Origin of the sequence: Candidatus Ponderosibacter sp. Uisw_141_02, assembly GCF_048087665.1 — a bacterium.
Taxonomy (GTDB): domain Bacteria; phylum Pseudomonadota; class Alphaproteobacteria; order Puniceispirillales; family Puniceispirillaceae; genus UBA3439.
In genome coordinates this window covers 113,771-134,665 of record NZ_CP159807.1, presented here as the reverse complement: position 1 = coordinate 134,665, position 20,895 = coordinate 113,771, and the positions used below count along the sequence as shown (strand labels likewise).

The window sequence follows — 20,895 nt, the reverse complement described above, 5'->3', positions numbered from 1 at the left end:
GGCATTGGAGGCCGGTAAAATGAAATTAAAAGATCCCTCACTTCTTCGCAGTCAGGCCTATATTAATGGGGCGTGGATTGACGCTGCTGATGGCCGCGTTTTTGCCGTCAATAACCCTGCTGATGGCAGCCTGATCGCCGAAGTTGCCGATCTTGGTGCCGATTCGATTACCGCCGCGATTGATGCCGCTGTTCCAGCGCAAAAGGCCTGGGCAGCAACCCCTGCCAAAACCCGCGCAATGATCCTTCGCCGCTGGTATGATCTGGTGATCGAAAATACCGATGACCTTGCCACGATCCTGACCACTGAAATGGGCAAGCCGCTTGCCGAAGCCAAAGGGGAAATTGCCTATGGCGCCAGCTTTATTGACTGGTTTGGTGAAGAAGCGCGGCGCGTTTGCGGCGATGTTATGGAAAGCCCACAGGCCGATAAACGCCTGTTGACCTTTAAACAGCCGATTGGCGTTTTTGGTGCCATCACCCCGTGGAATTTTCCAATTGCAATGATCACCCGCAAGGTGGCACCCGGCCTTGCTGCGGGTTGTGCTTGTGTTTTGAAGCCGGCTGAACAGACCCCGCTTTCGGCGCTGGCACTTGCCGAATTGGCAACGCGCGCTGGCATTCCGGCAGGCGTGATGAATATTGTTACCGGCCTTGACGCACCAGCCATTGGTCAGGCGCTTTGCGCCGATAACCGTATTCGCAAAATGACCTTCACCGGATCAACCGAAGTTGGCCGCATTCTGATGCGCCAAAGTGCCGATTCGGTCAAGAAGATGAGCCTTGAGCTTGGCGGCAATGCGCCATTGCTGGTGTTTGATGATGCCAATCTTGATGTCGCTGTTGAAGGCGCGATGCTGTCGAAATACCGCAATGCCGGACAGACTTGTGTTTGTGCAAACCGAATTTTTGTGCAGGACGGCATCTATGATGAATTTGCCAAACGTCTTGCCGAAAAATCGGCTGCGATGAAAGTTGGCAACGGTCTTGACGCCGGTGTCGAGCAAGGCCCGCTGATTGATCAACAGGGATTTGACAAGGTAACAGCGCATGTTGATGACGCATTGGCAAAAGGCGCAACAGCATTGGTCGGTGGCAAACCGCATGAATTGGGTGGCACCTATTATGAACCAACCGTTCTAACGAATATGGATTCATCAATGCGGATGTTCCGCGAAGAAACCTTTGGGCCAGTGGCTGGCCTGTTCCGCTTTACCGACGAAGCCGAAGCCATCGAAGCGGCAAATGATACTGAATTCGGTTTGGCAGCCTATCTGTTTACCGAAAATGCCTCACGCCTGTTCCGTGTCAGCGAAGCGTTGGAATATGGAATCGTTGCGGCCAATACCGGCATTTTCTCATCCGAGGTTGGCCCGTTTGGCGGCGTCAAGAATTCAGGCCTTGGGCGTGAAGGCTCTAAATATGGCATTGATGAATTTCTTGAAATCAAATTTGTTTGTATCGGCCTGTAGCGGCCATTTAGCCATGAAAAAGGCCGGGGCAATCCCGGCCTTTTTTGATTCATCACCCATCCAGACTAGATTGACACCAGACTAAAATTGACGCAATCGGCGGATCAGGCTTGATGTATCATTCCGGCCGAAACCATCGGCGCTTAGCTCGGCATAATAGCCAGCAACAATTTCCGTCAAGGGCAAATCAGCGCCATTACGTTTGGCTTCTTCCAGACAAATCCGCAAATCCTTGCGCATCCAATCAATGGCAAAGCCAAAATCAAATTCGCCTTTGACCATGGTTTCGCCGCGATTAACCATCTGCCATGATTGCGCTGCGCCGCCGGAAATAGCCTCAAGCAGCTTATCGGTATCAAGACCAGCATCCATCGCAAAGCTCAACCCTTCGGACAAGGCCTGAACAAGGCCGGCAATACAAATCTGGTTGACCATCTTGGCCTGTTGGCCTTTGCCAGCACCGCCCATATGAACAACCCGCGCCCCATAGCATTCCATCAAAGGCAAAGCGGCGGCAAAAGCAGCATCGTCACCCCCAACCATAACGGTCAATTTGCCATTTTCCGCGCCAGCCTGACCACCTGATACCGGCGCATCAAGCGTGTGAACACCCATGGCCTTGGCTGCATCATAAACCTGACGCGCGACATCGGCCGAAACGGTACTATTATCGATAAAGACCGCGCCAGTTTTCATTGCCGGAATGGCACCATCATCGCCAAGCGCAACCGACAAGACATCGGGATCATCGCCAACACAACAAAACACAAAATCGGCATCCGCCGCCGCCGCCGCCGGTGTTAACGCCGCCGCCCCACCATGCTGGGCAGCCCATGCTTCGGATTTGGCCGCCGTCCGGTTATAGACAGTCACCTCATGACCAGCGGCAGCGATATGGCCAGCCATTGGATAGCCCATTACGCCCATACCTAAAAATGCTACTTTCGACATAGAATATTCCTTTTCAATTTACCAGCCTGAACCGAAATGACATTTCTGTCACCGTAATTTGCCATAGCCATTTCTGTCAGCACGATTATACTGCAACAGGTTCGGCGGCGTGAAATTAAGTAGCGGCCGATATAACAATCAAAGACCACTTGCGACGACAGGGGTAATCTTAGCGCATGACCGTATTATCAAGCCAGCAGGAAATCGACATTCTGATTACCGAAGCCGAAATTGCCGCCCGCACAAATAATCTCGCCCGCCAAATCACCGATCATTACAAAGGCACTGAACAGCTTGTTGTTGTCGGGCTGTTGCGCGGTTCATTTGTTTTCATTGCCGATCTTGTGCGCCGCCTTGCGCTTCCGGTCGAAGTTGATTTCATGACCGTATCTTCCTATGGCAATGACACGGTTTCATCGCGTCAGGTGCGAATCATTCAAGATCTTGAAACGGTCATTAAAAATCGTGATGTGCTGATTGTTGAAGATATCGTTGATACCGGCCATACATTATCGCAGGTTCAAAAAATCCTGCTAACACGATCACCAAAAAGCCTGTCGATCTGCACCTTGCTGAACAAACCATCGCGCCGCGAAGTTGATGTCGATGTTGATTGGGTCGGGTTTGATATCCCTGACGCCTTTGTGATCGGCTATGGCATTGACTATGCCCAGCAGGGGCGCAACCTGCCGCATATTGGTGTTGTCAAAGCGGTGAAATAGCCAGCCAGCTTTTCACCCCCCCAATCAATTAATCAATCAAGAAAAGCCGCCTCATAGCGATAAGTAGATAAGGGCACTGCACCCGAATCGGTGATAAGCACCTGTTCTTCGAGCTTGACCCCATCATGCCCGCCAACCGCGCCAATATAGGCCTCGACACAAAGTGTCATGCCAACTTCAAAACAACCGCCATAGCCATGCGCCTCGACATCTTCTGGATAGCGCACCGACGGATATTCATCACATAGCCCAACACCATGCGCCAAGACGCCATAGCGAAGCGGGCGAAACATTTCGGGAAAGCGGTGCGAAACCCGCGTCATATCGGCAAAGCTCATGCCGGCTTCGATCAGCCCGATATTGGTCATCACATGATCATAGGCGGTTTGATAGAGATGTTTTTGCCGGTCATTCGGCGCGGCATCACCAATGATCCATGTTCGTGAAATATCGCAGCAATAGCCATAAGTACCAACAAGATCAGTATCAAAGGCCATCAGATCCCCAGCCTGCATAAGCCGCGGGCCACATTCCTGAAACCACGGATTTGTTCGCGGACCAGAGGCAAGAATCCGTGTTTCAATCCATTCACCACCGCGTTTGATATTGCCAGCATGCAAGGCCGACCATAATTCATTTTCGCTTAGCCCCGGCCGCATGACCGCGCGCATTTCATCAATGGAGGCTTCACACGCGTGAATGGCACAGCGCATGGCATTTAATTCATTGTCATTCTTGATTGATCGCGCATGTTCGGTCAAAACCTGCCCTTCAAGAACCGTGACACCAAGATCGCATAGCGCGGCATAGCCAACATGTTCGATTCGGTCGACGGCCAGCCGTTTATTGGCACCAGCATGCTTTGCCATGACATCGATGATCTGCTTGGCAAAATCCTTGGCCGCCTTGGCCGTTTGATCGCCTGTTTCAAAATAGAAAAAACTAGCACCGCCCCGCAATTCGCCAATCAGTGGCAAATGCGCTGACAAATGTTCGCAATTGTGAAAATCCCATAGGATCAGTTTGCCTTCGGGCGGCACAAAAACGGCGCGTGCCGGATTATGCGCAATCCAAAGCTGCATATTGGTGCAATCGGTTGCATAGCGGATATTCAGCGGGTCAAATAACAGCAATCCAGCACAATCATGTTTCCGGATCTGTTCCTGCAATCGCGACAGACGATAGGCGCGCAACGCCGGAATATCGGGTGGGGTGATGCCAGCCAATTGCCATTCGGCAAAAGCCAATGCGGTTGGCCCAATTTCAACACGATCATTATCGTCAGGCGTCAAATCAGCCTTTAAATGCGCCCGCCGGTTCGGATCAATCTTTCGGTTTGAGCCAATGATGGTTTGATCCATCGCCGCCTCCATGCAGATATTGCCGATAATGATTGTCAGCTAAACCGCAAAAAAACTTTTTGGCAAACACTTTCTCATTATCAAATGGCGGCCATTATTCGCGCCAAATCATCAGGCCAATCTAGGCATTCACATCGACAACCAATCGGCCCTGCACTTTACCAGCCAGAATATCAGCCCCAGCCGACGGCACATCATCAAGCCCGATAACCGTCGTCGCAGCCAATAATTGCGGCTTTGGCAAATCGCTTGCCAGCCGGTTCCATGCCACAATACGCCGATCATAAGATGCCATCACCGAATCAATCCCCAAAAGCGATACGCCGCGAATGATAAAGGGAATCACCGTTGTTGGCAGATCAGCCCCGCCAGCAAGCCCAACGGTTGCCACCGCGCCGCCATATTGCATTTGCGCCAAAGCCCGCGCCAAGATGGTGCTGCCAACCGAATCGATACATCCAGCCCAGCTTTCTGATTCGAGTGGCCGTCCGCCCCCTTCCAGCATTTCGGCCCGCGCCAAAATATCATTTGCACCCAGCCCGCGAAGATAGTCGGCACTTTCGGGTCGTCCAGTAACAGCGGTCACAGCATAGCCACGCGCCGCCAATAGCGCCGTTGCCACCGACCCAACGCCGCCTGCCGCCCCCGTCACCAGAACCGGCCCCTTATCAGGGGTGACGCCGGCATCTTCAAGCGCCAGAACCGACAACATGGCAGTCATGCCAGCGGTGCCAATCGCCATTGCCTGCTGGCAATCAAGCCCATCAACCAAAGGCACCAGCCAATCGGCACGCACCTTGGCAAATTGCGCATAGCCGCCCCACCAGATTTCGCCAACACGCCATCCGGTTAGCGCCACAAGATCGCCTTGCTTGTATCGTTTGTCCGAACTGCTGACCACCTCGCCAGCAAAATCAATGCCCGGAATATGCGGATAGTTTCGCACCAGCCCGCCCTTGCCCGACAGACACAGCCCATCCTTGTAATTGACGGTTGAATATTTGACCGCAACCAACACCTCGCCATCGGCAGGCAAATCACCATGCTGTAATTCGGTCATTTCATGGCGAATGGTTTTATCTTCGTCACGATGCACCATAAGGGCTTTGAAACTAGACATGGCGTGGCTCCTTGATTTCAATTGTTCTACCCTCAATAGCATTTTTCGCCAAAGCCAGACAGCCCAAAACCAAACCCCGAATCATCACAAGCAACCAATCGCCGTCTTTCTCAGTCAATAACGCCAATCAAGACAATGCCATTGCAGGACAGGACAGGCGACAAACACTGGTAAAATGAGGCTTGGCAACAACAAAGCAATCGCCAATACTGGCCTTTGCACCACTTGATCAGGACAAGCAAAACCATGATGCAAATGACCGCTGCCGAGGCTTGGGCCTATTTAGCTGCCAATCCGAATGCCCAGCTTGTTGATGTACGAACCAAAGTTGAATGGCATTTTGTTGGGATTACCAATCTGGATGCGCTTGACCGGCAGCCAGTGCTAATCGAATGGGTTGACATGGACGGCACCCCCAATGCCGATTTTACCCAACAGCTTGGGGCAGCGGTTTCGCCCGATACAAGCCTGTTGATGCTATGCCGGTCGGGCGTTCGATCATTGGCCGCTGGTAATGCGGCTTTGGCGGCTGGCTATCAAACCGTCATCAATATTTGTGACGGCTTTGAAGGCGATCTTGACGCCGATCAGCAACGCGGTCACTTGAATGGCTGGCGCAATGCTGGCCTTGCTTGGCGGCAAAGCTAAATCCGGCCAAAAACACCCCAACATTTATGCCCCTTATCCTCTCATAAAAGATATCAATTTGAGCGAATTCTTAATTAGCAGCATTCTTGCGGCTTGTTCTATTTGTTCAAGGGTTTTTTTGATGGAATTTGATCGGTTCCACCAATTTGGTTCATTACTGTTACACGATGATTTTGTTCTCAGTTACAGCGGATATGTAACCGAGGATATTTTGGAAGCCGTGGGTACGACTTTGCGCTAACACCTCGCCTTTCAATATAGCGGAACCCGCCCTCATCATCAGACGCATTAACAATAAAGCGGATCATCGTTGCCTGTAGTGCCGCCTTTAACGACGCATCAAGCCGGTCAGAATTTGCCATGGCTGGCATCATGCCGCTGACAAGCCAAAAGCCAGGAACAGCCGCATAAAGACATTATCTGAATCCAAACCGGCTGTTCGTCTGATCAATCAAAACATATTCCCCACAAAATCATGCAAAGCGTGAACAAAACCCTGCAAATCTTAAAATGCTATTTGCTTAATTTTATCTCAATTAGGATTTGCCGCAGAATCACAAGCTGGCTTGGACGGCATGAAATGTCATCGCTTGGCAAGCGCATGATGAGGCGATAGTCTTTTCGGATGAGGAATCAACAAACCAAAATGACCAGCCCCAAGCCGATTAGGTCAAAAATCATCATGTTTCTGGCAACAGCTATGCTTTTGCTTGCTTATGCGCCCGCCAATGCCGACCAAACTGATCCAAAGCTGGACAAGCTATTTGCCGCATTGCAAACAAGCCTATCAAATGCCAGTGCTTCCAGTCTTGAACGTGAAATCTGGGCTATCTGGACGCGCTATCCGGATGATCAGGCGATCAATCGTCAGATGGATAGGGCTATCAAAATGATGAATGCTGGCCGGCTTGATGATGCCGAAGCCATGTTCAGCGCTATCATTTCGCGCAAGCCTGCCTTTGCCGAAGCCTGGAACAAACGCGCCACGGTTCGGTTTTTTCGCGGTGATGATGCTGGATCGGCAAATGATATTCTGCAAGTGATCAAATTAGAGCCGCGCCATTTTGGCGCGCTGTCAGGGCTTGGCATGATCAAGGTTCGCGAAGGTGATCTTCAGGGTGCCTTGCAGGCCTATCGCGCCGCCCAGCGCATCAACCCGTTTTTGCCGAATATCGAAGTGATCATTGACAGGCTTGGGCAAAGGTTGAAGGGTCGCGCCCTCTAGCAATGCCATTGCATTTGCCTAGTGATCCGCGCTCAATTGTTTGTTAGCATCATCCATGCGGTGCCATATCAGACCCCTAAATAGTACAGTAGAAAGGGTATGGTATGAAAGCGGTGTTTGAGGCATTCACAACGATCAGGGATCTAAGGCGGAGTAGAAAAAATGACACATAATGACAGCATCATGAACCATTGTCCGCATTGTGACAGCCTTTGCCTTTTGTCACAAAGCGAGGTTGATACGGCGGAGGCCGCCAACAAAGCAGTTGCCATTACCTGTCATCAATGTAACGCACAATTCGGTCTTGAGCATAATTGCCCCACCGGCACAAAACCTGCCCGACCAGCCGAGATGAAAATTGTCGATTGCCCGTCATGCAAAATGGCAATCACCATTCCCACACGTCTTTCAAGCGATGCAAAAATTGATTTATTCTGCTCCTTATGTGACAGCGCAATCCAGCAAGCTGATCAAGACAATCAGGCCGCAACAACCCCAAACGCAACAATCCAAGCCACAAAAACACCAGCCACACCGCCAGAGACGCCAAGTCCTGTTGCCGAAATCAGCACTGATAATGCCAGCAAGCCAGACCGCGACACTAGCGTGAACCGGATGCCGCTTTATTTGCTGATTCTGGTCTGTCTTGCGGTTTATCTTTATTGGGCGCGCGAAACCGGCCAATTGCCTATTGATCAATGGCTTAAGATTTTGGGATAACCTCATAGCCCGGCTCTTCAGGCTCATCATCGGTCATTTCTGCTGGAAATCCAGCCGCCAGAATTTCGGTATTGCAGGCTTCTTCCAGCCTTTTGATGATATTCGGCGACCATTCACGCGGGCCGAATCGTGCCTGACCATCCTCGAAAATTTTGATCAAAAGTGGCGAGACTTCAAGCGGCACATTATGCTGTTCGGCAATCGATTGAAAAAGGCCAATATCCTTTAGCACCAAATCCATGGTGAAATTGATATCGCGGCTGCCATTCAAAATGACCTGACTTTCGGTTTCATGGACAAAGGAATTTCCCGATGAAATGCGGATCGCCTCATAGGTGGTGTTCAAATCCATTCCGGCCATTTTTGATGTCACAAGCGCCTCGCAAAGCGTGATCAAATTCGCTGTTGCCAGATAATTGGTCATCACTTTCAACACCGATGCCGTGCCAAGCGGGCCGGTATGCAGAACGCGGCGACCAAGGATCGTCAAAACCGGCAATAGCCGCTCGAAAACCGGCCTGTCGCATCCAGCGAAAATAGCAATGTTACCTGTCGCTGCACGATGACAACCACCCGATACGGGACAATCAACTGGGCTGGCGCCTTTGGCTTCGACAAGCGCGCCAAGACGCGCAACTTCGGCAGCATCGGTTGTACTCATTTCCGCCCAGATTTTGCCAGCGCTTAGGCCTGCAAGAACACCGTCATCGGCTTCCATAACCGCAGCGCATGCCGCTGGTGACGGCAAACAAGTAATGATGATGTCACAAGCTTCGGCCATTGCTTTTGGGCTGTCAGCCCATTTTGCGCCAGCTTCTAGAAACGGCGCTGCAACATCATGATCAAGATCACGAACCATGACGTCACATTTGTTGCGAAGCAAACTGCCAGCTAGTTTGCCACCAACATTGCCTAGTCCAATAAATCCAACTGAATGCATTTCCATCTCCCCCATGGCTTTGCTCAGGACAACCAAATGGCAGCCAACCAGTTGCTGGCAATACCCTAAAGACAGAGTAAATTAAAATGCAACCAAATTTCGTCTAAAGCGTCACCACCCGCATTGAATTTGTTGTGCCAACAATGCCAAAAGGCATTCCGGCCACAACAACAACCTGCTGTCCAGTGCTGGCCATGCCGCGGTTTCGGATTTCGGCAATAGCTTCGGTAATCGCTGATTCGAAATCTTCACTATAGGCACTGGCACCAGTATGGGTTCCCCATAGCAAACATAATTTCCGCTGAACATCCAGATGCGGGGTCATCACCAGAAACGGAATTCCAGGTCGTTCACGCGCAATCCGAACCGCGGTATTGCCCGAACTTGAAAAGGCAACCATCGCCGTGGCCTCAACCGTTTCGGCAAGTGCAACACTGGTTTTTGCAACCGCGTGATAGACGCTATGTTCAACTGGCAATTCGCCTGGCCCAGATGCTGGATCCAATCTGATATGCGCCTCGGCCGAACTGACGATCCGCGCCATGAATTCTACCGACTCAACCGGATAGTGGCCTGCTGCTGTTTCGGCAGACAGCATTACCGCATCAGCACCATCAAATACCGCACCGGCAACATCTGATGCTTCAGCGCGCGTTGGTGTGGGTGCCTCGATCATTGATTCCAGCATCTGCGTTGCAACCACCACCGGCTTGCCAACCATGCGGCATTTGGAAATGATGGTTTTTTGCCAGCCCGGCACCTGCTCGGGCGGTAATTCAACACCAAGATCGCCCCGTGCAACCATTACACCATCAGATGCGGCAATAATATCATCAAGGTCATTCAGCGCCGCTGGCTTTTCGATTTTCGACATCAATGCCGCCTGTTTGCCAACAATGGTTCGCGCCGCAATCACATCGCTGGCGCGTTGCACAAATGACAAGGCAACCCAATCAACCCCTTTTTCCAACGCATAGGAAAGATCGGCCAAATCCTTTTCGGTTAGCGGTGTTGTATCAAGAATAATATCGGGAAGATTAACCCCTTTCCGGCTTTTCAACGGGCCGCCAACAACAACTTCAGCGTCAAAGCTCTGCGTATCAACCGACACCACTTTGAAAACCAGCTTGCCGTCATCCATCAATAACCTGGCACCCGGATACATCGCCTTGAAGATTTCTGCATGTGGCAGGCCAACAATGCTGGCATTGCCCATATCGGTGTTCAGGTCAAACGTAATACGATCACCATTTTTGACGATTGTCTCATCGGCAACTTTACCAACGCGGAATTTCGGCCCTTGCAAATCGGCAAGAATACAGCATGGCGTGCCAGTTTTGGTTTCAAGCGCCCGAATGGAATCAATGCGTGCACCCTGTTCTTCGCGTGTGCCATGCGAAAAATTCAACCGGAAGACATTCACGCCAGCAGTCACTAATTTGCCAAGCATGTCAGGGCTTGATGACACATCGCCAAGGGTAGCAACAATTTTTGTGGCTCGCTGCGGGTGGGGGGTTTCAACACTCATTGAACTATATATCTTTCTTGTAAATTCGGTTTGAAGGTCGATTTGGGGTCGACCCATGCCAACAACAGCTTTGAAATGGGGATGACAAGCCAATTGGCGGCATTGCGCTGATTCTACGGCCGAAACCAGCGAAAGCAAAGCGACATCTTTGATTTCACAGAAATTTCACAAATGCCCAAACGATGAGGGGAACGATGGGGCGCATCATAAACCGCTGAAAACCATCAGCGTAAAACAGCCCTTGTTGATTGGCTTGGTCGAGTGGCTTGAGAAAGCGTCAATTTACCGTCATAATCATGCCTTGGTAAAACCCTCTGGCGAAACCCTTTGGGTCTGTTTCTTTTCTTTCCGGCCGGTCAGTCGATCAGGCTAATTCACGACAGAAAGCACGATGATGATCAAAGGTCTTATTGCCCCTCTTCTTACCCCGTTTGACGATAATCTAAATCTTGACCAGTCGCTGTATAACGATCTTGCCAAACATCTTCTTGCCACTGGCGTTAGCGGGCTTGCCCCTTTCGGGACAACTGGCGAGGCACTGTCGGTTAGTCATAGCGAGCGCAAAGCCGCGCTTGAGGGTTTGGTCAAGGCGGGCATCGATCCGGCAGTGATGATTCCCGGAACCGGCCTTTGCAACCTTCCCGATACGATTGATCTTTGCCAGCATGCTGTCGGGCTTGGCTGTGCTGGTGTTATGGTTTTGCCGCCTTTCTATTTTAAAGGCATGAGCGATTCTGGCCTGTATGATTATTACGCCCAGCTTATTGACGGTGTGAATGATCAAAGGCTGAAAATCTATCTTTATCATATTCCACAAGTATCGGGTGTCGGGCTGTCGATTGATCTTGTGAAAAAACTGCATGCTGATTTCCCTAAAGCAATTGTTGGCATCAAGGACAGTTCGGGTGTTTGGGACAATACCAAGGCGCTTCTTGAGATTTACGGATTGATTGTCTATCCAGGTGCCGAATTGCCGATTATCGAAGCCATCCGGCTTGGCGCGCCCGGTTGCATTTCAGCAACGGCAAATTTGAACGGAACCGATATCGCCGAAGTGATTGACCTATGTCTTGCTGGCAATTGGGAATTGGCCGAAACCAAACATAAAAAGGTCTGTGCGGTGCGCTTGATGTTCCAAGATTATGCGCCAATCCCCGCACAAAAGGCACTTCTTGCGCGATCAACCGGCCATAGCGCATGGGGCAATCTTCGTGCGCCGATGCGGCCAATGGACAAGAACAAGCTTGACGCGCTTGCCGATGGGCTTGCCAGTGAATTTGGCATGCATTTCTAGCCTTGGTCACATTAATCTATTGTGCAGTTTAAAGGCGGAGCTGTGATGAAAATCTTTGTGTCATTGATTCTTGTTGGCCTTACCATTGCCGGAATATTTGCCCTGTTATGGTTTGTCATGCCAAGCTTTAGCACCCAGTTTGAGCCGCCAAAAACCATTCAAGTCAAAGCCTATCTCGATAATCGCTGTACAGTGACAAATGACGCCTTTGTTGCCGAAGCCCCCGAACAGGGGCGAACAGCGAAATTTCGCGATGGGGTTGCCATCATGCGGCTGCCGGAAAATGCCAAAATCAGGCTTGCCGTTTCACGCGCCTTTCCGGCGTTTACCTATGAAGACACGCCGCAAGATGTGGCACCAATCGTCACCTTGATTGCCGATTGTTCGGTTTCGCCCAAATTGCGGTCAATTTTCGGATCAATGAAAGAACGGTTCCAACAGCAATAGCGGCTGGCAATTTTGATCACATCACCTTGGCGGCACGCAATGCCGCAACCGCATCGGCACCAAGACCCGCCCATTCCTGCATGACCTGATCATTATGCTGGCCAAGGCGTGGCGGCGCGGTGCGATATTGCGCTGGTGTCACTCCAAGTTTGGCGGCAAAGGCGGTTGACGAAATCTGGCTGCCATCGCCACGTTGCTGATCAATGCGCGCGCCGCGTGCCTTGACATGCGGATCGGCAAATACTTCGGCAATATCATTAATCGGGCCACAAGACACACCGGCTGTTTCCAGCTTGTCGATCACCTGAACACGATCCAGCTTGGCAATGATATCACCAAGCATAGCATCAAGACGATCGCGGTTTTTGATGCGGGCTTCGTTGCTGGCAAAATCATCATCATCCGCCAGCGCCGGAATGCCAAGCGCCGCTGTCAAACGGATGAATTGCTTGTCATTTCCGCAGGCGATAATCACAAATCCGTCCTTGGCCTCATAAACAGTGTAGGGAACAACACTTGGATGGCTGTTGCCCATACGATCAGGGCATATTTCGGCATTCAGCCAATTTGCCGATTGGTTTGCCAGCATCGAAATCTGGCTATCAAGAAGCGCGCAATCAATATGCTGGCCAATGCCGGTACGGCTGCGATAGGCCAAGGCTGCAAGGGCTGCATTGGCGGCAAACATTCCGGTGAATAAATCACAGACCGCAACCCCCACCTTCATCGGGCCGCCGCCCGGGCTGCCATCGGGCTGGCCAGTAATGCTCATCAACCCGCCCATGCCCTGAATTAAAAAATCATATCCTGATCGGTGCGAATAGGGGCCGGTCTGGCCAAAGCCCGTAATCGAACAATAGATGATCCCCGGATTAAAGGCGGCGATTGACGCGTAATCAAGGCCGTATTTTTGCAATCCACCAGGTTTGAAATTCTCGATCAAAATATCGGCTTTAGCCGCCAATTGCCGAACAAGATCTGCACCGTCTTTGGTTGAAAAATCAATCGTCACTGACCGTTTATTGCGGTTACATGCGCTGAAATAGGCAGCATCATCGCGGCTGCCATCGGCATTTTTGGTAAAAGGCGGCCCCCATTTGCGCGTGTCATCGCCGCCATCGGGGTTTTCAACCTTCACCACATCTGCGCCGAGATCGGCAAACATCTGAGCAGCATAGGGGCCAGCCAGAATCCGGCTAAGATCAAGCACTTTAATGCCGGCAAGCGCCATCGGCGTATCGCTATTCGTCATCATTCATCCTGTTGTGCTGGCCAGCTTGACTGGCATCTGCTGATTTGCCGTCTTTGGGCGATGTGGGCAAAGCATCTCAAACTGACCATATTGCGTAAACTTGCTGATTTTCAATTTACAGCCTATGGGAAAATTGGCAGGCTTACCATTAGCTAATTTACAAAATATGGTGGTGCTGTCCGGCCTGCCATCATCTCAAATACATGGATATATTATGGATTTTTCGCTTACCGCTGAACAGAAAATGCTTCAAGACACCGCACGCCGCTTTGCCGCGGATGAATTGCCAGCCCATGCAAAAGCCATTGAAGAAAATGATACGCCGCCAACGCTGGCGCTTCGCAAACGCTTTGCCGAAATGGGCTTTATGGGCATCAATCTGCCAACCGAATATGGCGGTGCTGGCCTTGGGCATTTTGAGGCAGTGCTGATCCTCGAAGAATTGGCAAAAATTTCGGTTGCGGTGGCCTTCCCGGTATTTGAGGCCAGCTTTGGTCCAGCTTTGGCCATTGCGCATTTTGCACCCGAGGCGCTTCGCCAGCGCATCCTTCCCAAAGTCTGTTCAGGTGAAATGGTTGTTGCCGTGTCAATGTCGGAACCGCAGGCTGGTACCGCGCTAACAGATTTGAAAACAACCGGCAAACGCGATGGTGATAAAATCATTTTGAACGGCAATAAACGCTGGTGTTCAGGCGGCGGTCATGCTGACGCCTATGTTGTCTATTGCCGCCTTTCCGATGCGCCCGGTGCCAAGGGCATTGGCGCGGTTCTGGTTGAAAAAGGCACGGATGGATTTAGCTTTGGTGCACCGGAATCACATATGGGCTGGCGCGGCATTTCAAGCGCCGATATGTATTTCGATAATGTTGAAGTGCCTGCCGACAATATCATTGTTTCGGCGGGTGGCTTTAAACAATTGATGGAAGCCTTTGACCTTGAGCGTTGCGGCAATACAACAATGAGCCTTGCTTGTGGTCAATCTGCCTTTGATTACGCGCTTGCCTATGTTCAAGAACGCGAACAATTTGGTAAGCCAATCATTGATTTTCAGGCTGTCCAATTGCAAATTGCACAGATGAAGATGAAGCTTGATGCGGCGCGGCTGTTGCTTTACCGCGCGGTCAATAATGCCGAACAGGAACTGCCGTCAATTGCCGATAGTTCGATCGCGAAATGCTATGCCAATGAAATTGCCCGCGAGGTTGCCAGCGCCGCCGTACAGCTTATGGGTGGCTATGGCTATTCGAAATCATATCCGATGGAACAGAAAATGCGTGACGCATGGGGATGGGGCATTGCTGGCGGATCAATTGATATTCAGAAAATCAATATCGCCGCCGCGCTTGTTGGCAGACGGTTCAATCAACGTGCCTAGCCGCTAGTCGTGCCAAATGCGGCCAAGCGCATTCACCCAATTCGCATGGCATAATTTGGTCATTAAATCGGCATTATATCCATGCGCGCTCATGGCGCTTCGCAGCGCTGGCAGACCCGCAGCATTGCCAATCGCCTGCGGCACCGTCGTGCCGTCAAAATCTGATCCAAGCCCAACGCGGTCTTCGCCAAGATGTTCGATCAAATGATCAAGATGGCGAAGCATGACGTCAAAACCCGTATCGGCTTCCATTCGGCCATCAGGGCGCAAAAAGGCAACCGCAAAATTCAACCCAACCATGCCGTCACTTTCGGCAATCGCTGCAAGCTGGCGATCGGTAAGGTTGCGCGAATGCGGGCTGATTTCATAAGCATTGGAATGCGTTGCCACCAATGGCTTTTGCGAAATTTTGGTAACATCCCAAAATCCCGCCTCATTCAAATGCGACAGGTCAATCAAGATGCCATTCGCATCACAATAGGTGACAAGCCGTTTGCCATCATCGGTTAGACCCGGGCCGATATCGCCGCTGCTTGGATAGCGAAATGGCACACCATGACCAAATCTGTTTGGCCTGCTCCAGACCGGCCCGATTGATCGCAATCCGGCGCGGCGAAACATATCGAGATGATAGAAATCCCGATCAATTGGTTCGGCACCTTCAATATGCATGATGGCCGCAATCTTACCATGATCCAGACAGGATTGAAGCATGGCCGTGCTGGTGCAAATTTGCAGATATCCTGCCGCTTCCATGCGATGCAGAATTGCCGCCTGCGCCAAGGCCACCGGCACAGCTTGATCAAGCGCAATTTCTGGCGGCAATGGCAAATCATAAACCGGCAAATTCATTTGTGTGGTTTTGACATCCATATCGATTGGCGATGGCACCCAGATCGCAAAAAAGCCCCCAGCAAACCCGCCTTTGCGCATTTTATCCGCATCAAGATGCCCAGACATTCCGGTGATAAATCTGTCGATATCAACCGGCGCATCCATTGATAGGCCAGTATCATATAACAGCGATAAAATATCGTTATGGCCGTCGAGAATAGGCGGCGTTATGGGCGCATTATCACTCATGATGCCGCCGGTAATTTGCCTGTGATGACATAATCCAAAATGGCCGCCACCTGATCGGCGGTTTCGACAGTCGCCAGCGCTGCCCCATCAACCTCTTTCAAGGCATGCTGGTGATCACTTCCATGCATAATGATAAGCGCCTTGCCAAGTGCGGCAGCATAGCCGGCATCAAAAGCCGCATTCCATTGTTTGTATTTTTCACCAAAGCGTACAACAACAACATCGGCCCGGCCAATCGCGGTTCGGGTGCGGATTGCGTTCAGCTTGGCACCTTTATGATCATGCCAGAATTTATCGGGTTCGGCACCCATGATTTCAACACCGCAATCATCCGATGCCGCATGGTCGGTCACTGGCCCCAAGAACATGATATCAAGATTTTGCTTGGCACAGGCCGCAGCCACCTCATCACGCCAATCGGTATGAATTTCGCCCGATAGGTAAACGGTTAGTTTCATCTGTTTATCTCCTTTTTGAATTATCTGCTTTGGCTGTTCACCATATGATTACCGGTTATTCAGGCCGGATGCGCGCGCCCGTTTTCGCCTCATAGCTAAGGGCGACAAGGCTCATATCAGCCGCATCACCATGCGTGTTAATCGCATCTTGCAGCGCGTCAAAAGCCGATGCGCCAAGCGGCATATCCTGAGCCATCGCCGCCGCCATGCCAAGCGCTAATCCAGCATCTTTTTGCATCAGCGCCATGGAAAATCCCTGATGCATTTTTCCCGACAGAATATTGTCAGGCAACGTGATTTCAGTCGCATAGTTTCGACCCGAACTTTTTTGCAAAATATCGACCGCGCGACCAGCGTCAACACCGGCATTTACCAAGAGGGATACAACCTCAAAACTGGCCATCCGGCAAATCAGATTTAATAGATTATTGCCTGCCTTTAGCGCATGCCCCGCCCCAACCGGCCCGGCATGGAAACAATTGCTGCTGATACGGCCAAGCAAAGGCAATAGCTGCGCATAGAGTGCCGCATCACCGCCAACCATAATGGCAATCACCCCTTCACGCGCGCCACGCGGGCCGCCGCTTACCGGTGCATCGACAAAATCAATGCCGGCCTGTTTCAGACGCGCCGCCTGATCACGGCTTATCGCCGGATCGCCCGATGTCATGTCAATGAAAATCTGACCGGGTTTCATATGGCCTGCCATGCCGTCATCCCCAAATAACACCATCTCAGTGACCGCCGAGGTTGGCAGGCAGGCAAAAATAATATCGCATTGCCTCGCCATTGCCGCAAGGTCACTGGCCGCGATTGCTCCGCCATCAATAAAGGGTTTCATCGCCGTTTGATCGGGATCATAAACCATCAAACCCGGATCGAGTAACCGCATCGCAAGTGCCGCCCCCATATTGCCAAGCCCGATAAAGCCAATTTTTGGATTTGTAGGAAAAGACGTCACTGCATCACGAACATTCATGGGTTTTAATCCTGTTTCAGCCATTGGCAAGATTGCCTTATGGCGTCGGTTAATCATCATCTATGAGGCGCGATTTGGCGCAAAAAATCCAGCCAACTTTGTAAATTTTATTTTATTTTTGATGAAAAAGTCAGTTGCAATTTGAGAGATGCAGGCCAAAACTAAAGACTCTTATATGGCCAATTATCCGCTGGCCATAGATCATTTTATTATCAGGCTTACCCATTTCGGGTTGCCGGTTCCAGAACGGGCCATTTGGACGAATCTTTGCCATGGCATCGCATAAAAAACATGGACCGACACGGTTTTTACCAGCATTGGCGGTTTTTGCCTTTTGTCTGATGATGATTGCCGCCAGCCGCGGCATGGGCGAGACCTATGCAATTTTCCTGTTGCCACTTAGCGATAGCTTTGGCTGGAATCGTGCCAGCGTAACCTCGATCTATTCAATCTATATGGTTGCATTCGGCTTTGGCTCGCTATTATCGGGTTTGGTTTTTGACCGGCTTGGCCCGCGTTTCAATTATATGATTGGCCTTGGCATGCTTGCCGGTTGTTACGGCTTTGCTGGCAAGCTGGAATCGATCCTGTCTTTCTATCTTGTGATTGGCATTTGCGGCGGTGTTGGCGCGGCGATGGTGGGGATTGTGCCAACGCAAAGCCTGATCGCGCGCTGGTTTGTGCGCGGTCGAACAACGGCATTATCGATTGCCTATTCGGGGCAAGGCATTGGCGTGATGTTGCTGGCACCGGCAGCGCAAATCACTATCGAAGCGGTTGGCTGGCAAGATGCGTATATGCTGGCAAGCTATGGCTTTATTGGGACTTTTATCTTGATCTTATTGCTGCCATGGACGCAGATTGCCGCCGGTGTCACTGGGGCGGCATCATCACCTGAAACCAATGCCTCCGCCGATCAGCATGATGCCCTTTCAACGAATACCCTTCCAGATAATGCCCGGGCACATAAAGCCAAAACTGGATTGTCATTGGGCGAGGCGATAAAGCGACCCGAATTTTGGGGATTTTTCACCATTTTCGGCGCCTCTGCCGTCGCTGTTTTTTCCGTCTCTTTGCAGGCTGTTGCCTATTTGATCGAGCGAGGCTTCAGCACGGTACAGGCAGCCTTTGCCTTTGGCTGTATTGGCATGCTGACGATCCTTGGCATTGCCCTTACCGGCATTCTGGCCGAACGATTTTCGCGCCATCTTATCGCAACCCTTAGCTATGGTTTGACGATCATTGGCATTCTTGCGCTTGCCGCACTGCAGCTTTATCCGAGCTGGTGGATGCTGGCATTATTTGTTGTGCCTTTCGGGCTGTCAGCTGGCGCACGCGGGCCGATCATCACCGCGCAAATGGCCGAGCTTTTTGCCGGACAGGGACTTGCCTCTATTTTTGGTGCCACCAATATTGGCCAAGGCTGCGGTGCCGCGCTTGGCGCATTTCTGGCCGGATATCTCTATGACATCACTGGCGGCTATAATACCGGCTTTGCCATTAGTCTTGGCTTTGCCTGTCTTGGCCTGTCAATGTTCTGGTTTGTCCCTGCCATCCGGCATGGCAAACAAAATCCTGACACCCGATCGAACGGTTAGACGCCGACATTAATCCTTGCCAACCTTATTTTTTGCCAGCCTTATTTTTTGGCAGCGGTCAGACGACGCATCACTGGCGAGACCACCTGATCCGAAATATGAAAATCCCATAAAGCCGCTTTATCCGATGCGATAAATTCATCATAAGCCGAATCGAGATGATCAAGATTGCGGAAAGACACGCCGCCAAGGCCAAAGCCCCGCGCCATTGATGCAAGATCGGTTGCGCCAAAGGCGGCACCATCTTCGTCATGGCCATCAACGCGCAATTTGTGGATTTCTGACCCATAAGCCGCATCATTCATCACAATCATCAACAGCTTCATTCCATGGCGCGCAACAGTTTCTAACTCTTGCGCATGCATCAAAAACCCACCATCGCCATCAATCAAAACAACCTGTGTTTCAGGGCGTGCCGCAGCAACACCAATGGCATAAGACAGGCCATTTCCAATCGCGCCAAATTCGCGAATGGTCAAAAACGCATCGGATGAACGGCCGGTCATATGCGCAGCATAATAAGAACAATGGCCGGATGAATTCACCATGAACCAGTCTTTTGGCAGTTTCTGATCCAGCGCCTTGATCATCGCGCGCGGGTCAAGAACATCAGGGGCAACCTGAAACGGCATGGCATCAGGATATTCGGCCGCATCTTGTTTGGCGACCAACGCATTGCGCCAGCTATTGTCGGCTGCTGCTGTGCCATAGCTAGTTTCAATTTCACTGATAAGCGCATCAACACCAATTTTGGCATCAGCACATAAATGGAAATGCGCAGCAACACGTCCCTGACTATAGATCACCGGCTTGGTATCGATATGCAGGATTTTGGCATTTGGATAAAGCTTGCCAGCATCGGCCGAATGCGATGCCAGACTGGTGCCAACGGCAATGATCAGATCAGCGTCAAGACAGGCCTCGCGTGCCGTATCCGAAGCAAACCCCCCAACCACATTCAGCGAATGCGCCGATTGATGAAACAGACCACGCGCCGGAAGGGTGGTTAGCAATATAGCGCCAATATGATCGGCAAGGCGCATACAAGACGGCCCAGCATCGGCTGCGATTGCACCGCGCCCGCCAATGATCACCGGCTTTTTTGCCGCCGCCACCATCGCCGCGATTGAGGTTACATTTGCCGGATCGGGAAACATCTTGCCAGCGGCAGGTATCAGATCAGCCGCCTTTTCGACTTTATAGGCAAGATCGCCCCAGTCACTTTCCTGAAGGTCAAACGGCATGCCAATCACAATCGGAATGCCGGTCATTTGCGTCCGCGCAAAAGCATCTTGGATCTGCCGCGTGATTCTCGGCTTGTGCAAGATACGAACATATTCTGCACCACAAGCGGTCACAAAAGGGGCCTGGTCAATTTCCTGATTATACCATGAATTGCGAAGCGGCGATTCACCTACAAACAGTACCAGCGGGATGCGCGCCCGCACGGCGGCAGCAAGACCGGTCATCACCTGCGTCAGACCCGGGCCGCAAGTTACCGTGGCAAGACCGGGGCGCCCTGTCACCCGCGCATAGGCCATCGCCATCGATACCGCGCAATGTTCATGCCGTGCATAGGTAAAGGGCATGCCAAGATGGGCAAGCGCACCGGCAAAATGCATATTGCCATCACCAAGAAGCGCAAAACAATGCCCTGTTTCCTGTGCCTCAATCGCGGCTGCAACCACATCATAGGTTTTCATCAAAATGCTCTCCATAAATA

General features: G+C 51.3%; 20 protein-coding genes. 10 read left to right on the top strand and 10 right to left on the bottom strand.

The features are described from left to right. Positions 1-19 precede the first annotated feature (19 nt). Positions 20-1,471 carry an NAD-dependent succinate-semialdehyde dehydrogenase gene (locus tag ABXT40_RS00680; RefSeq protein WP_443645925.1) on the top strand — a complete coding sequence of 484 codons (1,452 nt, stop codon included), beginning with the start codon at positions 20-22 and terminating at the stop codon, positions 1,469-1,471. 81 nt (positions 1,472-1,552) lie between these two features. On the opposite strand, the gene ABXT40_RS00675 is transcribed toward ABXT40_RS00680, so the two are convergent. Beyond that, positions 1,553-2,422, bottom strand: a complete 870-nt coding sequence (locus tag ABXT40_RS00675) for an NAD(P)-dependent oxidoreductase (protein WP_443645924.1) — start codon at positions 2,420-2,422, stop codon at positions 1,553-1,555. A 176-nt stretch (positions 2,423-2,598) separates the two neighbouring features. Between ABXT40_RS00675 and hpt the strand changes: the two genes are divergently transcribed. Beyond that, positions 2,599-3,144, top strand: a complete 546-nt coding sequence (gene hpt / locus ABXT40_RS00670) for a hypoxanthine phosphoribosyltransferase (protein ID WP_443645923.1) — start codon at positions 2,599-2,601, stop codon at positions 3,142-3,144. A gap of 32 nt (positions 3,145-3,176) precedes the next feature. Here the strand turns inward: hpt and ABXT40_RS00665 are convergent, their stop codons facing one another. Together ABXT40_RS00665 and ABXT40_RS00660 are read right to left on the bottom strand one after the other, a co-directional pair. Continuing rightward, a complete protein-coding gene (locus ABXT40_RS00665; protein WP_443645922.1) occupies positions 3,177-4,505 on the bottom strand; it encodes a M24 family metallopeptidase in 1,329 nt (442 codons plus the stop codon). 121 nt (positions 4,506-4,626) lie between these two features. Beyond that, a complete protein-coding gene (locus tag ABXT40_RS00660) occupies positions 4,627-5,625 on the bottom strand; it encodes an MDR family oxidoreductase (protein WP_443645921.1) in 999 nt (332 codons plus the stop codon). Positions 5,626-5,871: 246 nt separating this feature from the next. On the opposite strand from ABXT40_RS00660, the gene ABXT40_RS00655 reads away from it, so the two are divergent. The 4 genes from ABXT40_RS00655 to ABXT40_RS00640 all read left to right on the top strand — a co-directional run bounded on the left by ABXT40_RS00655 (position 5,872) and on the right by ABXT40_RS00640 (position 8,218). Then, positions 5,872-6,273: a rhodanese-like domain-containing protein gene (locus ABXT40_RS00655; RefSeq protein ID WP_443645920.1), complete on the top strand. Its 402-nt coding sequence runs from the start codon at positions 5,872-5,874 to the stop codon at positions 6,271-6,273. After that, positions 6,233-6,514, top strand: a complete 282-nt coding sequence (locus tag ABXT40_RS00650; RefSeq protein WP_443645919.1) for a hypothetical protein — start codon at positions 6,233-6,235, stop codon at positions 6,512-6,514. Before ABXT40_RS00655 ends, ABXT40_RS00650 begins: the two co-directional genes overlap by 41 nt. A 405-nt stretch (positions 6,515-6,919) precedes the next feature. Next, positions 6,920-7,498, top strand: coding sequence for a tetratricopeptide repeat protein (locus ABXT40_RS00645; RefSeq protein ID WP_443645918.1), 579 nt, complete (start codon positions 6,920-6,922; stop codon positions 7,496-7,498). A gap of 162 nt (positions 7,499-7,660) precedes the next feature. Next, a complete protein-coding gene (locus ABXT40_RS00640; RefSeq protein ID WP_443645917.1) occupies positions 7,661-8,218 on the top strand; it encodes a hypothetical protein in 558 nt (185 codons plus the stop codon). Here the strand turns inward: ABXT40_RS00640 and ABXT40_RS00635 are convergent. Together ABXT40_RS00635 and pyk are read right to left on the bottom strand one after the other, a co-directional pair. Beyond that, positions 8,202-9,158: an NAD(P)-dependent oxidoreductase gene (locus ABXT40_RS00635; RefSeq protein WP_443645916.1), complete on the bottom strand. Its 957-nt coding sequence runs from the start codon at positions 9,156-9,158 to the stop codon at positions 8,202-8,204. The two genes, ABXT40_RS00640 and ABXT40_RS00635, sit on opposite strands and share 17 nt — an antisense overlap. Positions 9,159-9,261: 103 nt before the next feature. Next, the gene (gene pyk / locus ABXT40_RS00630) at positions 9,262-10,686 is read right to left on the bottom strand and encodes a pyruvate kinase (protein WP_443645915.1); all 1,425 of its coding nucleotides are present in this window, start codon (positions 10,684-10,686) and stop codon (positions 9,262-9,264) included. A 391-nt stretch (positions 10,687-11,077) separates the two neighbouring features. Here pyk and ABXT40_RS00625 point away from each other — a divergent pair, with 391 nt between their 5' ends. Together ABXT40_RS00625 and ABXT40_RS00620 are read left to right on the top strand one after the other, a co-directional pair. Beyond that, a complete protein-coding gene (locus tag ABXT40_RS00625) occupies positions 11,078-11,980 on the top strand; it encodes a dihydrodipicolinate synthase family protein (protein ID WP_443645914.1) in 903 nt (300 codons plus the stop codon). 45 nt (positions 11,981-12,025) lie between these two features. Then, positions 12,026-12,427 (top strand): hypothetical protein, encoded by a 402-nt coding sequence (locus ABXT40_RS00620; protein ID WP_443645913.1) that lies wholly within the window; start codon positions 12,026-12,028, stop codon positions 12,425-12,427. A 16-nt stretch (positions 12,428-12,443) separates the two neighbouring features. Here the strand turns inward: ABXT40_RS00620 and ABXT40_RS00615 are convergent, their stop codons facing one another. Beyond that, positions 12,444-13,679 carry a CaiB/BaiF CoA transferase family protein gene (locus ABXT40_RS00615; protein ID WP_443645912.1) on the bottom strand — a complete coding sequence of 412 codons (1,236 nt, stop codon included), beginning with the start codon at positions 13,677-13,679 and terminating at the stop codon, positions 12,444-12,446. A gap of 214 nt (positions 13,680-13,893) precedes the next feature. Here ABXT40_RS00615 and ABXT40_RS00610 point away from each other — a divergent pair, with 214 nt between their 5' ends. Next, on the top strand, positions 13,894-15,054 hold the full coding sequence (locus tag ABXT40_RS00610) for an acyl-CoA dehydrogenase family protein (protein ID WP_443645911.1): 1,161 nt from the start codon (positions 13,894-13,896) through the stop codon (positions 15,052-15,054). Positions 15,055-15,057: 3 nt separating this feature from the next. Here ABXT40_RS00610 and ABXT40_RS00605 read toward each other — a convergent pair whose 3' ends face one another. From ABXT40_RS00605 to ABXT40_RS00595, 3 genes are read right to left on the bottom strand one after another with little or no spacing between them, the layout of a single operon-like run. Next, positions 15,058-16,137: a dipeptidase gene (locus tag ABXT40_RS00605; protein ID WP_443645910.1), complete on the bottom strand. Its 1,080-nt coding sequence runs from the start codon at positions 16,135-16,137 to the stop codon at positions 15,058-15,060. After that, positions 16,134-16,595 (bottom strand): YtoQ family protein, encoded by a 462-nt coding sequence (locus ABXT40_RS00600; RefSeq protein ID WP_443645909.1) that lies wholly within the window; start codon positions 16,593-16,595, stop codon positions 16,134-16,136. Before ABXT40_RS00600 ends, ABXT40_RS00605 begins: the two co-directional genes overlap by 4 nt. A 55-nt stretch (positions 16,596-16,650) precedes the next feature. Continuing rightward, complete coding sequence (locus ABXT40_RS00595; protein ID WP_443645908.1) at positions 16,651-17,598, bottom strand: NAD(P)-dependent oxidoreductase; 948 nt, start codon at positions 17,596-17,598, stop codon at positions 16,651-16,653. 248 nt (positions 17,599-17,846) lie between these two features. On the opposite strand from ABXT40_RS00595, the gene ABXT40_RS00590 reads away from it, so the two are divergent. Next, positions 17,847-19,172, top strand: coding sequence for an MFS transporter (locus ABXT40_RS00590; protein WP_443645907.1), 1,326 nt, complete (start codon positions 17,847-17,849; stop codon positions 19,170-19,172). A gap of 41 nt (positions 19,173-19,213) precedes the next feature. On the opposite strand, the gene ABXT40_RS00585 is transcribed toward ABXT40_RS00590, so the two are convergent. Further along, a complete protein-coding gene (locus tag ABXT40_RS00585; RefSeq protein ID WP_443645906.1) occupies positions 19,214-20,875 on the bottom strand; it encodes a thiamine pyrophosphate-binding protein in 1,662 nt (553 codons plus the stop codon). Between the last annotated feature and the right edge of the window lie 20 nt (positions 20,876-20,895).

Bases quoted from the DNA above. Each gene is read 5' to 3' on its own strand.
- hpt (WP_443645923.1), top strand. From the start codon at position 2,599: ATGACCGTATTATCAAGCCAGCAGGAAATCGACATTCTGATTACCGAA.
- ABXT40_RS00600 (WP_443645909.1), bottom strand. From the start codon at position 16,595: ATGAAACTAACCGTTTACCTATCGGGCGAAATTCATACCGATTGGCGT.
- ABXT40_RS00595 (WP_443645908.1), bottom strand. From the start codon at position 17,598: ATGGCTGAAACAGGATTAAAACCCATGAATGTTCGTGATGCAGTGACG.
- ABXT40_RS00620 (WP_443645913.1), top strand. From the start codon at position 12,026: ATGAAAATCTTTGTGTCATTGATTCTTGTTGGCCTTACCATTGCCGGA.
- pyk (WP_443645915.1), bottom strand. From the start codon at position 10,686: ATGAGTGTTGAAACCCCCCACCCGCAGCGAGCCACAAAAATTGTTGCT.
- ABXT40_RS00615 (WP_443645912.1), bottom strand. From the start codon at position 13,679: ATGACGAATAGCGATACGCCGATGGCGCTTGCCGGCATTAAAGTGCTT.
- ABXT40_RS00585 (WP_443645906.1), bottom strand. From the start codon at position 20,875: ATGAAAACCTATGATGTGGTTGCAGCCGCGATTGAGGCACAGGAAACA.
- ABXT40_RS00610 (WP_443645911.1), top strand. From the start codon at position 13,894: ATGGATTTTTCGCTTACCGCTGAACAGAAAATGCTTCAAGACACCGCA.
- ABXT40_RS00665 (WP_443645922.1), bottom strand. From the start codon at position 4,505: ATGGATCAAACCATCATTGGCTCAAACCGAAAGATTGATCCGAACCGG.
- ABXT40_RS00625 (WP_443645914.1), top strand. From the start codon at position 11,078: ATGATGATCAAAGGTCTTATTGCCCCTCTTCTTACCCCGTTTGACGAT.
- ABXT40_RS00605 (WP_443645910.1), bottom strand. From the start codon at position 16,137: ATGAGTGATAATGCGCCCATAACGCCGCCTATTCTCGACGGCCATAAC.
- ABXT40_RS00590 (WP_443645907.1), top strand. From the start codon at position 17,847: ATGGCATCGCATAAAAAACATGGACCGACACGGTTTTTACCAGCATTG.
- ABXT40_RS00645 (WP_443645918.1), top strand. From the start codon at position 6,920: ATGACCAGCCCCAAGCCGATTAGGTCAAAAATCATCATGTTTCTGGCA.
- ABXT40_RS00635 (WP_443645916.1), bottom strand. From the start codon at position 9,158: ATGCATTCAGTTGGATTTATTGGACTAGGCAATGTTGGTGGCAAACTA.
- ABXT40_RS00660 (WP_443645921.1), bottom strand. From the start codon at position 5,625: ATGTCTAGTTTCAAAGCCCTTATGGTGCATCGTGACGAAGATAAAACC.
- ABXT40_RS00650 (WP_443645919.1), top strand. From the start codon at position 6,233: ATGGCTGGCGCAATGCTGGCCTTGCTTGGCGGCAAAGCTAAATCCGGC.
- ABXT40_RS00655 (WP_443645920.1), top strand. From the start codon at position 5,872: ATGATGCAAATGACCGCTGCCGAGGCTTGGGCCTATTTAGCTGCCAAT.
- ABXT40_RS00675 (WP_443645924.1), bottom strand. From the start codon at position 2,422: ATGTCGAAAGTAGCATTTTTAGGTATGGGCGTAATGGGCTATCCAATG.
- ABXT40_RS00640 (WP_443645917.1), top strand. From the start codon at position 7,661: ATGACACATAATGACAGCATCATGAACCATTGTCCGCATTGTGACAGC.
- ABXT40_RS00680 (WP_443645925.1), top strand. From the start codon at position 20: ATGAAATTAAAAGATCCCTCACTTCTTCGCAGTCAGGCCTATATTAAT.